This is a genomic window from Spirillospora sp. CA-294931, from assembly GCF_050946795.1.
In the GTDB taxonomy this organism is placed as follows: domain Bacteria; phylum Actinomycetota; class Actinomycetes; order Streptosporangiales; family Streptosporangiaceae; genus Spirillospora.
The window spans coordinates 7,461,342-7,473,063 of the sequence record NZ_CP192006.1 but is presented as its reverse complement, the minus strand read 5'-3'; the positions used below and the strand labels follow the sequence as shown (position 1 = coordinate 7,473,063).

Genomic DNA, 11,722 nt, shown 5'->3' with positions numbered 1-11,722 from the left:
CGCTCACAGGAACGTCCGGCCCTCGCCGCGGTAGGTGGGGACGGACCGGACGACGCGGTCGCCCTCGACCAGGTGCAGGGCGTCGAAGCGTTCGCACAGCTCCCCGGCCTTGGTGTGGCGGAACCAGACGCGGTCGCCGAGGTCGAGCCGGTCGGCGGCGGCGCCGAGCAGCGGGGTCTGCACCTCGCCCGCGCCCTCGTTGGGGTCGTAGGACAGCCCGGACGGCAGGTACGGCAGCGGCAGCCGGATCCTGTCGCCGGGACCGGAGGCGAGGTAGCCGCCGCCCAGGCAGGTCACCACGCCGGGGCCGGGACGCCGCACGACGGGCAGGGCGAACAGCGCGGCGGGGCGTCCGGTGAAGTTGGTGTAGTAGTCGAACAGGTGCGGGTGGTAGAGCCCCGAGCCCGCGCCGATCTCGGTGACGGCCCGCTCGGCGGCGGTCTTCTCCACGCTGCCGGTGCCGCCCCCGTTGACGAACTCCAGGTCGGTCAGCTCGCGGACGGCCCGGACGACCGCGGCGCGGCGGCGGGCCAGCTCCAGCCGGGAGCGGCGCTGCATGGCCTGGATGACCCTGGCGCGGGCGGGGTTGCCCGGCGGGTCGTCGCCCACCCCGGCGATCTGCGACTCGTAGGCCATCAGGCCGACGAGTTCGAGGCCGGGACGCTTGAGGATCCGCTCGGTCATCGTGGCGGCCTGGGCGGGGGTGACGACGGGGGAGCGGCGGGCGCCGACGCGGACGCGCCCGCCGAGCGCGCGGTAGGCGGCGTCGATGTCGAGGCAGACCCGGACGGGACGTCCCCCGGCGCTGCGCTCGATCAGGTCGAGGTGCTCGGGGGAGTCGACCATCACGGTCACGGTGCGGGCCGCGTGCTCGTCGCGGGCCAGCGCGGCCAGCGCCGTCCGGTCGGTGGTGGGGTAGGCGACCAGGATGTCGTCGCTGACGCCGTGACCGGCGAGCCACAGGGCCTCGGGCAGGGTGAACGCCATGAGCCCGGCGAAGCCGTCCAGGGTGAGGGCCTCCTCGATCAGGGCACGGCAGCGGACGGACTTGCTCGCGATCCTGATCGGCTTGCCCCCGGCGCGCCGGGCCAGGGCGGCGGCGTTGCGGCGGAACGCCTCCAGGTCGACGATCGCGAAGGGGGCTTCGAGACCGACGGTGGCCGAGTCGTAACGCTGGCGGAGGTCCATGGCTCACACACTGCCACAAAACCCGGAGAACATGAATGCGATTCACATCTCAGGAGGGCGGCTGTTTCACCCGAGGGTGCGCCGCGAAGAAGTCCCAGAGCGCCGAGGACGCGCCGTCGGGCCAGCGGTGCGTCCCGCCGTCGATCGTGCAGAACGCCACCTCGGCGCCGCCCGCGCCCTTGCCCGTCGTCTCGCACTCGGTGCTCGCCACGCCCTTGGCCGCCAGCCCGCGCTCGGGCCGGGGCAGGTCGGCGTTCTTGCGCCAGAACTCCACCGCCGACGCCACCGAGGGGAAGGGGCGTCCGTCGTTGAAGTCCATGCGGCCCCCGCCGCCGAACGGGACGCTCCGGTCGGCCGTCCCATGGAAGATCATCGCCGACACGGGCCGGTCGGGGGAGCAGGGTGTGGCCAGCGCGCCCTCGACCACCCCGATCGCGGCCACCTTCTCCGGCTTCTCACAGGCCAGGCGGTAGGCCATCCCGGCGCCGTTGGAGAACCCCGAGACGAACACGCGGCCGGGGTCGGCCAGCCCCGAGCCGGTCAGCCGGTCGATCAGCTTGGACAGGAACGCCACGTCCTTGATGTTCCCGATCTTGGCCGCGCCGCAGCAGCCCCCCGCGTTCCAGGTGGTCATGAAGCCGTCGGGGTAGGCGACCAGGAAGCCCCGGTCATCGGAGATCCGGTCGAACCCGGTCAGCTGGCGCATCTTGCTCATGTTCGCCAGCCCGCCGTGCAGCGCCAGCACCAGCGGGAGCGGCGTCGCGGGCTTCCCGTCCCGCCACTTGCCCTTGGTCAGCTTCGGCGGGACGTGCAGCAGGTACTCGCGGTGCCCCGGGGTGCCGACCTCCAGCTCCTGCTTGTGCGTTCCGGTCGCGGTCGGGATCCCGTCCACGGTGGCGGGACGCTTGCCCGCCCCCGGTCTTCCCTTGTCCTTGTCCTTGTCGCGGGAGGTGTCGCTGCATCCCGCCAGGACGAGGGCGACGGCCATGACCAGCAGGAGGAGTCGGCGCATGTGTCCGAATCTAACCCTGCTGGGGAACGGCAAACTTGTCGCTCAGGCCGCGAACACCTGGACGTGGTCCGGCGCCACGCGCACACGGACGTCCTGCCCCTCGGCCAGGGCGTTCGCCGCGCGGGAGGAGATGTCGGCGAACACCGTGGTCCCCCCGGCGGTGGCGTAGACACGGGTGACCGCGCCGAGGAACACCTTGACGTCGACGGTGGCGGGCAGGCCGGGACCGTCCGGGGTGATCTCCACGTCCTCGGGACGGAACAGGCACAGCGCCCGCTCGCCCTCGGGCGCCTCGACCTCGAACGCCTGGCCCCACGCCACCCGGCCGCCGGACACGTCCAGTTCGAGCGTGTTGCGGTTCCCGACGAACCCCGCGGTGAACCGGGTGGACGGAGCGGCGTAGATCTCCGGCGGCGGCGCGCACTGCTCGATCCGGCCCGCGTTCATCACCGCGACCCGGTCGGAGATCGCCAGCGCCTCCGACTGGTCGTGGGTGACGAAGATCGTGGTGATGCCGACCTGGTGCTGGATGCGGCGGACCTCGTCGCGCAGGCGGGTGCGGACCTGCGCGTCCAGCGCCGAGAGCGGCTCGTCCAGCAGCAGGACCTCGGGATCGGGCGCGAGGGCCCGCGCCAGCGCGACCCGCTGCTGCTGCCCGCCCGACAGCTGGTTGGGCAGGCGGTCGCCGTGCGTCTCGAGGCCGGTCAGGGCGAGCAGCTCCTGGACGCGGGCCGCGATCTCGGCCTTCGGGCGGCGCCGCACCGACAGCGGGAAGGCGATGTTGCCCGCCGCCGTCAGGTTGGGGAACAGCGCGTAGGACTGGAACACCATCCCGATCGGCCGCCTGCGCGCCGGCATCCCCGACACGTCGGCGCCGCCGATCGCGATCGTCCCGCCGTCGGCCTCGGTCAGCCCGGCCACGCAGCGCAGCAGGGTGGTCTTGCCGCAGCCGGACGGGCCGAGCAGGGCGAGCATCTCGCCCTTGGCGACCGACACGTCCACCGCGTCGAGCGCGAGGTGCGCGCCGTATCTCTTGGTCACGCCCGTGAGGACGACATGGGGCATGGTCAGCCTTTCTCGGTTGTGCGGGCGAGCGACATGGTGGAGGAGGCGGCCCTGCCGCGCCCCATCCACACCACCAGTGCCGACATGGCGAACAGCAGCCCGAACGTGAAGATCGTGATCACCGCGAGCGCGTTGGGGTCGCCGCCCGAGCGGGAGGTGAACTGCCGGGCCGACCACAGCGGGAGCGTCTCGTACCGCGTCCCGGTGAGGATCTTGGCGAGCGCGAACTCGTTCATCGCGGTCGCCACCACCAGCAGCGAGCCCGACACCAGCCCGCCCCTGATCGCCGGGACGATCACCCGGACCAGCGTCACCATCGGGTGCGCGCCGCAGGTCGCGGCGGCCTCGCTCAGCCGCCGGGCGTCCGCGGCGATCAGCGCGTTCTCCACCGCCCAGTACAGGAACGGGAACGCGATCGCCGCCGTGGCGCCCGCCAGCAGCCAGAACGTGCCGAACAGCTCGGGCGCGGCGTCCTTGACGACCAGTTGCAGGCCCGCGCCGACGACGACCCACGGGATCGCGAACGGGATCACCGCGACGGTCTGGACGACCGAGCCGATCCTCGGGTTCCGCACGACCGACCAGTAGGCGGCGGGAACCACCAGTGCCAGGTCGATCGCCAGCGCGACGCCCGCCAGCAGGAACGAGCGGCCCAGCGCGCCCGACACCTCGGGACGGGCGAAGACGTCGAGCCAGTGGCTCAGCGTGTAGCCGCTGGGCAGGGCGCTGTCGCCCCACCGGGTCGCGACCGAGTACAGGCCCGCCGCCAGCAGCGGCAGCGCGAAGTACAGGGCGAGCAGCGCCAGGAAGAACCGTGACCCCAGCCGTCGCGTCCTCATCATCACAGCCACCTCGTCGCGCGGCGGATCGCCAGCCGGTACAGGGCCGTCGCCGCCGCCGCCAGGATCATCAGCAGCACCGACAGGACGGCGGCACGCTCCAGCCCGAAGACCGACGACTCCAGCGTCGCCCCGATCTGCAGGGTGATCAGCTTGACGCTCTGCGGCCCGGACGCCAGCGCGTACGTCACCGCGTAGATGCCGATCGTCCAGGTGAAGATCAGCAGCCAGCCCGCCAGCACGAACGGAGCCAGCACCGGGACGCCGATGCGCCGCCAGTACTGGGCGCGGGTGGCGTGGCAGACCTGCGCGGCCTCCCACCAGTCGTCCCGCAGCACGCTCATCGCGGGCAGCGTCAGCAGCACGAACATCGGCACGTTGAAGTACAGGTAGGCCGCGTTCATGCCGGTGAACGAACCCGTCGAGGGGAACTCCAGGCTCAGCAGGTGGGTGAGCATCCCGGTGGTGCCGATCAGCGCCACGAACCCGAACGCCAGCCCGATCCCGGCGAAGTTGGCGGCCACGTTCATCAGCGCCAGCCAGGTGGCGCGGCCCGCCACCCGCATCCGCGCGATCAGCCAGCCCGCCGGGGCGCCGATCGCGGCGGACAGGGTGGCCTGGAGCGCGCCCAGGGCCAGCGAGTTGCCGATGGCCTCGCGGTCGACCGGGTTCTCGATCACCTTGCGGACGTTGTCGAGCCCGTACCCGCCCGCCCGCAGCGCGAAGGTGTCGTTCAGCAGGCGGGCCGCCGGAAGCACGAGCAGGACCAGCGCGAACGCCAGCAGCGGCAGCGCGGGCAGCCAGCCGGTCACGGCCCGGCCGAGGCGGCGGCCGAGCCGTGCCCGGCGGGACGGGACGTCGCGCGGCGCGGCCGGGGGCGCGTCGTCGCGCGCGCGTGCCCCGGTCGCGGTCGTCACGCCACGACCTTCGATTCCCACTGCGTCACGATCTCCTCGGGGTCGATCTTGGAGTACTCGATCTCCTTGACCGGCGCGTAGTCCTTCTCCGGCAGCCAGTTCTCGCGCTTCCCGGCCGGGACCTGGAGGTCGCCGTTGACGGCCCTGATCGGACGCGCCCCCGACGCGGCGAAGCCCAGCTGGCCCTCGTCGGTCAGGACGTACTCCATGAACGCCTTGAGGAAGTCGCCCTTGGCGGTGTTGTACCGGTTGACGATCAGCCCGGACGGCGCCCAGATCGACCCGTCCGACGGGATGATCACTTCGAGCCGGACGCCCTTGGCGCCCAGCTCCTTCTTCTGCGCGATGCCGTTGAAGTCGTAGTTGACCTGGATGGGCGCCTCGCCCTTCTCCAGCGTCTCCTCGCTCATCTTGGCGTCGGACAGGTTGCCCGACTTCTTCAGCTTGGCGAAGAACTCGAACGCGGGACCGAGGTTCCCCACGCCGCCGCCGTTGGCCACGGCCGCCGCGACCACCATGGCCTGGCCGGTGCCCGAGGAGGCGGGGTTCTTGGTCGCGATCTGGCCCTTGTACTCGGGCTTGAGCAGGTCCTGCCAGGTGCGGGGCGGGTTCTTCACCTTGGCGGTGTTGACCACGAACGACGGCGTGCCGACGAACGTGGCGACCCAGCCGCCCTCCTTGGCCTTCTGCCAGTCCTTGAGCTTGCCCGCCGACGGCGGAAGGTAGGCCGGGACGACGCCCTTGCGTTCGGCGACCGGGCCCCACATCAGCCCGATGTCGCTGGCGGTGCCCACGGGGTTCTTCTGCTCGGCGTCGAACTTCTGGATCTCGTCGGCCGAGGACATGTCGGTGTCCTTGTGCGCGCACGTACCGCCGTGCTTGGCGCAGAACGCCTTGACGACCTCGCCGTAGTTGGCCCAGTCGGGCGCCAGGCCGTAGGTCGGCAGGTCCTTGCCCTGCGCCGCGATCTTGGAGGCGTCGGGGGCCGCCTTCCAGTCGTAGCCGTCGACGGTGCCCTCGGACCCGCCGCAGCCGGCCAGGCCGCCGAGCAGCCCGGCCGACACCAGCACGGTGGCGAGCCTACGGGGTGTTCTCATTGTCTGCCCTTCCGCTTCCATCTGTATTGCCGACAAGCTGACCCGCTGTGCGAGCATGTCTAACTCCCCCCTATGGGGCCTGCCACCGCCATATGGCTATGACCCCTATAGGCAGCACCGATCCCGGGGGCCCTGACCTGGGAATGTGAAAGCGCCGCAATATCGGCGCAACGTCCTGGACGCCATCGATTCACCCGGCGTTACCGCTGGTCAGCCGAGGTGTTCCGCTGTATAGCGCTGGTCTATGGGCGGCATCGTCAAGTGCCCATTGTGGGGGACTTTCCGCACGGGACATGCTGGCGGGCATGGCAACCAGCAACGCGTCCAGTCATTCCGCCGGGCATCTCCTGCGGAATTTCATCGGCGGGGAATGGCGCCCGCCCGAGAGCGGTCTGACCCGGCCGAACCGCAGCCCGGCCGACGTCTCGGACCACCTGGGCGACTTCGCCGAGTCCGGCGGGCCCGACGTGGATTACGCGGTCGCCGCCGCGGCCGAGGCGTTCCCCGCCTGGAAGGCCCTCGGCCCGCTCGGCCGCGCCGAGTACCTGCGCACGGCCGAGCGGCTGGTCGAGGAGCGCGCGGAGGACCTGGCCGTCGCGATCTCCCGCGAGCAGGGCAAGCTGCTGTCCGAGGCGCGCGGCGAGGTCAGGCGCGCGCTGGCCGTCATCGACTTCACCGCGGGCGAGGCCCGCCGGCTGAACGGCGTGACGACCCCCGCCGAGGAACCCCGGACCCTCGCCTACACCTTCCGCGCCCCCCTCGGCGTCGTCGGGCTCATCACCCCCTGGAACTTCCCGCTGGCGATCCCCATGTGGAAGATCGCCCCGGCGCTGCTCGCGGGCTGCGCGGCGGTGTTCAAGCCCTCCCCGTTCACCCCGCTCACCGCCGCGCTGCTGACCGAGATCTTCGCCGACGCGGGCGTCCCCGCGGGCGTGCTCAACCTCGTCCAGGGCGACCTGGCCGCGGGCGAGGCGCTGGTCACCAGCCCCGGCGTGGCCGGGATCAGCTTCACCGGCTCGCTCCCGGTCGGGCTCAAGATCCAGCAGGCCGGAGCGCCCCGGCTGCTGCGCACCCAGCTCGAACTCGGCGGCAAGAACGCCGTGCTCGTCCTGGCCGACGCCGACCTCGACAAGGCCGTCGCGGCGGTCGTCCACGGCGCCTTCGGCCAGGCCGGGCAGCGGTGCAGCGCGACCTCCCGCGTGATCGTGGACGTCAAGGTCAAGGAGGAGTTCCTGACCCGGCTCGTCGCCCGCGTCGCCGGACTGCGTCCCGGCGCCGACATCTGCCCCGTGGTCAACGAGCAGCGGATGACCGCCTGCCTGGACGCCATCGCCGCCGCCCAGGAGACCGGCGCCGAGGTCGCCGTCGGCGGCGCCCGCGCCACCGAAGGGCTCCCCGAGGGCTACTACGTCCAGCCGACGGTGCTGCGCGACGTCCCGTGGGACTCCGAGATCGCGCAGGAGGAGATCTTCGGGCCCGTCCTGTCGGTGATCGACTGCGACGGCTTCGACGACGCGATGCGCATCTCCAACTCCGTCCGGTACGGGATGTCCGGGACGATCTTCACCCGCGACATGGCCACGGCGTTCGAGGCGCTGGAGCGGTTCGAGGCCGGGATGCTGCACGTCAACCGTCCCGGGGTCGGCGCCTACGCCCACCTGCCGCACATGGGCGCCAAGCTGTCGCAGTTCGGCCCGCCCGAATGCTCCCCGCAGGTCTGGGACTTCTACACCGAATGGCGGTCGGCGTGCATCAGCTACTGACCGGCTCCAAGGTGCTGACCGCCGAGGAGGCGGTGCGCACCCTGGTCAGGCCGGGCGCGGTGGTCGGCATGGGCGGGCAGAACATCAACCGCTGCCCGATGGCCCTCGTCCACGAGATCGCCCGGCAGGGCGTCGGCGGGCTCACCGTCGTGGGCTGCAACCTGTCGCTGCCGCTGGACATCCTGGTCGCGTGCGGGCTGGTCGCCCGCACCGAGCAGGGCTCGGGCAACCTGGAACGCTACGGCACGCTGTTCGCCTGGCGCCGCGCCGTCGAGCGCGGCGACGTCGATGTCCGCGACCACAGCCATCTGGCGATGGCCACCCGGTTCGCGGCGGCCGCCAACGGCCTGCCGTTCCTGCCCACCCGCAGCCTGCTCGGCTCCGACGTGCTCACCGCGCTGAGCGACAGCGGCATCGCCCGGCTGTCGGAGGACCCCTGGAGCGGCGACCCGATCGTGCTGGTGCGGGCGCTGACCCCGGACGTCTCCGTCGTCCACGCGCACCGCGCCGACCCGTCGGGCAACGTCGTCATCGAGGGCGTCACCAGCCACGAGGTCGACATGGTCCGCGCGTCGACCACCACGATCGTGTCGGCCGAGGAGATCGTCGACGAGGGCGTCCTGTCGGCCAGACCGGAGGGCGTGACCATCCCCGGCGCCTACGTGACGGCGGTCGTCGAGCAGCCCTACGGCGCCTACCCCACCTCGGTGTACCGCCGGTACGACTTCGCCGAGGACGAGATCAAGGACTACCAGCGCGTCGCGCGCGCGGACGGCGCGGAGTTCGCCGCCTGGATCGACGCCAACGTCAGGGAGCCCGCCGGGTTCGGCGACTACCTCGACCGCGCCGACCCCGGCTCCGCCCGCCGCGACGCGCTCACCCGCTCGATGAGGAGTTACACGTGATCGCACTGCCCCGCGAGATCCTCGCGGTGGAGGGGGCACGGCAGATCCGGGACGGGGACGTCGTCATCGTCGGCACCGGGCTGCCGCTGCTGGCGGCCACGCTCGCGCAGCGGACCCACGCCCCGGGCGCCCGGCTGGTCATCGAGTCCGGCGTGGTGTTCCCCAAGGTCGTCCCCACCCCCGTCTCGGTCGTGGACCCCCGGCTGATGAACGGGGCGTCCCGGCACGGCTCGCTGTTCGAGGCGCTCGGCGGCCTCGTCCAGCGCGGCATGGTGCACACCGGGTTCCTGGGCGGCGCACAGATCGACCGGTACGCCAACATCAACTCCACCACGGTCGCGGGCAAGCGCCTCCCGGGAAGCGGCGGCGCCAACGACATCGCCAGCCACTGCCGCAAGGTCGTCATCCTCACCGACCACGAGCGGCGCCGGTTCCCCGAGCGCTGCGACCACCTGACCAGCCCCGGGTTCCTCACCGGCCCCGGCGCCCGCAAGCGGGCGGGCCTCCCGCCGCTCGACGTCAAGGTCATCACCGACCTGTGCGTCATGGAGGCGTCCGACTCGGCCCTGACCGTGACCGCGCTCATGCCCGGCGCCACGCTCGACGACGTCCTGGCCGCGACCGGGTTCGTCCCGGACGTCGCCGCGTCCGCCGGAACCGTCGAGCCGCCCTCGGACGCCGAGCTGACCCTCCTGCGCGAGGTCCTGGACCCGGGCCACGTCTACTTTCCCGAAAGGAAGAACCAGTGACCGACAAGAAGCCCTTCGCCTGGGAGACGGGCATCGCCTGGAAGAACCGCGACCGCATCGTCGTGCGCGGCTACGACGTCAACGCGCTCACCGGGAACATCTCCTTCGGCGAGCACTTCCACCTGGTCCTGCGCGGCGAGCTGCCCACCCGCGAGGTCGGCGCGATGACCGAGGCGATCATGGTGAACATGGCCGAGCACGCCATGTCGCCGTCCTCGGCCACCGTCCGCTTCGCCACCTCCGGCGGCGCCGACCTCAACGCCGCCGTCGCCGCGGGCGTGGCGGGCATCGGCCGGTTGCACGGCACCGCCGACCGTCCCGCCCAGATGTACCTGGACGTCGCCGAGCGCGCGACCCGCGACGGCCTGTCCGACGCCGAGGCGGCGGCGAAGGTCGTCGCCGAGATGCGCGAGCGCCGCGAGCGGATGCCCGGATTCCACCACGCCCAGCACATTCGCGACCCCCGCACCGAACGGCTGCTGGGTCTGGCTGACGAGCTGGGCATCTCCGGCCGCTTCGTCGCGATCGCCCGCGCGATGGAGGACGCCACCGAGGACGTCTTCGGCCGCCGGATCTGGATCAACGGCCCCGGCTCGATGGGCTGCATCGGCCTCGACATGGGCTACGAGCCGCTCCAGCTCAAGGCCCTGTTCATCGTCTGCCGCTCGCTGTCGCTCTGCGCGCACTCCATCGAGGAGGCCACCCGGGAGAAGGGCTGGCGTGCTTCGGCCAATTCCGACATGGTCCAGCCGTTGTCACTGGAGATGCAGGGGCCTGACCACTACGACGGCCCTGGGGACAGGGCTCTGTAGAGCTGGTTCGCGGTCGCTTCGATACGGGTGCGAGATTCCAGGCCGCTTAGCAGGTCCTGGGGCAGGCCGGGGACGCCTACGCGAGCGCCGATCAGCGCGCCTGCCAGGGCTCCGCTTCCCGGGTGGGCGGCGGCGGTCATGAGGAGTTTTTCGGGGTCGTGGGTGCAGCGGACTACGGCTGCCAGTGCCCGTCCCATGGTCTGTGATTGTGGGTCGGGATCTTTGATCGATGCGACCAGGGCGGCGTCGTCCAGGGACGGGCGGGCGAACACGTCCAGGACCTGGGCGACTACCCCGGAGTGGACTCCGGCATCTCGCTCGGCGAGGAGGTCGTGCAGGAACGGGCGGTCGGTGTAGAGGCGGGCGAAGAGCCCGGCGAGGAGGACGACCGCGTCCGCCGTGGGCCGGTCGGCATCGGCCGCGAACCGCCGCGCGGCGTCCACCGCCCCCGTGATCACGCCCGGCCAGATGTCGCAGGGACGGGGCGACGGCTCGCCCCGCAGCAGCGCCTCGGTCGCGGCGCCTCCAGACTCCAGCGCGTCGCCGAGGGCGAACCCCACGAACGCACCCGTGATGGGACGCACCGGCTCCGGAAGTTCGGTCGCTTCTTCGACCCGTCTGACCGCCGCCTGCGGCCGGATCGCCGTCCGGGACGAGGCCCACCGCAGCTCCTCGGCCGTCACGAATGCCCCCGGCCGTCCGCCCGGGTTGATGGACAGGCTCGCCTCTGGGAACTCCTGCATGAACGTCCCGGTGTCGATGCAGAGCCATCTGGTCGTCCCCTGGGGGAGCCAGCGCGGGGAGCTGTAGACGCTCGCGGACCCGGCCGGGATCAGCAGCTCGACATTGAGCAGGCCGAGCAGGAAGCGCTCGCGATCGAGCCACCCGAAGTCATGGAACGCGAGTAGATGGTCGAGCTTGGTCTCGGCCGGGGGATACCCCAGACGCGCCGGACCTGGCTTCCACTCGGGGTTGGGCCTGAGTTCGCCCTTGTCCGTGCCCCACGCGATGATCGCCTCGCGAGGGAAGCCCAGAAACGCCACGCCGCTGTTGGCCAGCCCCGGCTCCAGATGCTCATTCCAGGTGACGCCCTTGGCGTCCGGCACGGGCAGGCTCGGCCCGCCCCGCCCAGTGCTCAGCCGCAGCTCCCCGCCCGGTACCCGGACGATGATCGACGGCTTCGGGACGATCGATGCCGACGGGTCGCCGTCCACGACGGCCCTGATCCGGTCGTAGGGGACCGCCCACCCTTCCGCCCCGCGCAGCACGTAACGGCGATCGACGCACACCTGTCGGGGCCCGCCGGTGACCCGCTTCCCGGTGCGCGTCCGCATCCACGCCTCGACGAGCCCGACCGCCTCCTCGGCGTCCACGC

General features: G+C 72.0%; 11 protein-coding genes. 4 read left to right on the top strand and 7 right to left on the bottom strand.

Annotated features, from left to right (window positions below; translation table 11 throughout):
- Positions 1-3: 3 nt before the first annotated feature.
- Genes ACQPY4_RS33765 through ACQPY4_RS33740 form a run of 6 tightly spaced genes read right to left on the bottom strand, consistent with a single transcriptional unit; the run spans position 4 to position 6,118 of the window.
- Entirely contained in the window at positions 4-1,188 is a 1,185-nt protein-coding gene (locus ACQPY4_RS33765) for an amino acid deaminase/aldolase (RefSeq protein WP_433327943.1), read from the bottom strand.
- A gap of 49 nt (positions 1,189-1,237) precedes the next feature.
- Positions 1,238-2,200 carry an alpha/beta hydrolase family esterase gene (locus tag ACQPY4_RS33760; protein ID WP_433327941.1) on the bottom strand — a complete coding sequence of 321 codons (963 nt, stop codon included), beginning with the start codon at positions 2,198-2,200 and terminating at the stop codon, positions 1,238-1,240.
- A 42-nt stretch (positions 2,201-2,242) separates the two neighbouring features.
- Positions 2,243-3,241 carry an ABC transporter ATP-binding protein gene (locus tag ACQPY4_RS33755; protein WP_433327939.1) on the bottom strand — a complete coding sequence of 333 codons (999 nt, stop codon included), beginning with the start codon at positions 3,239-3,241 and terminating at the stop codon, positions 2,243-2,245.
- Positions 3,242-3,267: 26 nt separating this feature from the next.
- The gene (locus ACQPY4_RS33750) at positions 3,268-4,107 is read right to left on the bottom strand and encodes an ABC transporter permease (protein ID WP_433327937.1); all 840 of its coding nucleotides are present in this window, start codon (positions 4,105-4,107) and stop codon (positions 3,268-3,270) included.
- Positions 4,107-5,021 carry a hypothetical protein gene (locus tag ACQPY4_RS33745; RefSeq protein WP_433327935.1) on the bottom strand — a complete coding sequence of 305 codons (915 nt, stop codon included), beginning with the start codon at positions 5,019-5,021 and terminating at the stop codon, positions 4,107-4,109. The genes ACQPY4_RS33750 and ACQPY4_RS33745 overlap by 1 nt, the downstream gene beginning before the upstream one ends.
- Positions 5,018-6,118 carry an ABC transporter substrate-binding protein gene (locus ACQPY4_RS33740; RefSeq protein WP_433327933.1) on the bottom strand — a complete coding sequence of 367 codons (1,101 nt, stop codon included), beginning with the start codon at positions 6,116-6,118 and terminating at the stop codon, positions 5,018-5,020. Before ACQPY4_RS33740 ends, ACQPY4_RS33745 begins: the two co-directional genes overlap by 4 nt.
- Positions 6,119-6,423: 305 nt before the next feature.
- Here ACQPY4_RS33740 and ACQPY4_RS33735 point away from each other — a divergent pair, with 305 nt between their 5' ends.
- The 4 genes from ACQPY4_RS33735 to ACQPY4_RS33720 are packed head-to-tail and all read left to right on the top strand — an operon-like array spanning position 6,424 to position 10,347.
- Complete coding sequence (locus ACQPY4_RS33735) at positions 6,424-7,881, top strand: aldehyde dehydrogenase family protein (protein ID WP_433327931.1); 1,458 nt, start codon at positions 6,424-6,426, stop codon at positions 7,879-7,881.
- A complete protein-coding gene (locus tag ACQPY4_RS33730) occupies positions 7,866-8,786 on the top strand; it encodes a CoA transferase subunit A (protein ID WP_433327929.1) in 921 nt (306 codons plus the stop codon). The genes ACQPY4_RS33735 and ACQPY4_RS33730 overlap by 16 nt, the downstream gene beginning before the upstream one ends.
- Positions 8,783-9,535 (top strand): CoA-transferase subunit beta, encoded by a 753-nt coding sequence (locus ACQPY4_RS33725; protein WP_433327927.1) that lies wholly within the window; start codon positions 8,783-8,785, stop codon positions 9,533-9,535. Before ACQPY4_RS33730 ends, ACQPY4_RS33725 begins: the two co-directional genes overlap by 4 nt.
- Complete coding sequence (locus ACQPY4_RS33720) at positions 9,532-10,347, top strand: citrate/2-methylcitrate synthase (RefSeq protein WP_433327925.1); 816 nt, start codon at positions 9,532-9,534, stop codon at positions 10,345-10,347. The genes ACQPY4_RS33725 and ACQPY4_RS33720 overlap by 4 nt, the downstream gene beginning before the upstream one ends.
- Here ACQPY4_RS33720 and ACQPY4_RS33715 read toward each other — a convergent pair.
- Positions 10,317-11,720 (bottom strand): YrhB domain-containing protein, encoded by a 1,404-nt coding sequence (locus tag ACQPY4_RS33715; RefSeq protein WP_433327923.1) that lies wholly within the window; start codon positions 11,718-11,720, stop codon positions 10,317-10,319. The genes ACQPY4_RS33720 and ACQPY4_RS33715 overlap by 31 nt on opposite strands.
- Positions 11,721-11,722: the final 2 nt, after the last annotated feature.

Bases quoted from the DNA above. Each gene is read 5' to 3' on its own strand.
- ACQPY4_RS33735 (WP_433327931.1), top strand. From the start codon at position 6,424: ATGGCAACCAGCAACGCGTCCAGTCATTCCGCCGGGCATCTCCTGCGG.
- ACQPY4_RS33750 (WP_433327937.1), bottom strand. From the start codon at position 4,107: ATGATGAGGACGCGACGGCTGGGGTCACGGTTCTTCCTGGCGCTGCTC.
- ACQPY4_RS33740 (WP_433327933.1), bottom strand. From the start codon at position 6,118: ATGAGAACACCCCGTAGGCTCGCCACCGTGCTGGTGTCGGCCGGGCTG.
- ACQPY4_RS33765 (WP_433327943.1), bottom strand. From the start codon at position 1,188: ATGGACCTCCGCCAGCGTTACGACTCGGCCACCGTCGGTCTCGAAGCC.
- ACQPY4_RS33760 (WP_433327941.1), bottom strand. From the start codon at position 2,200: ATGCGCCGACTCCTCCTGCTGGTCATGGCCGTCGCCCTCGTCCTGGCG.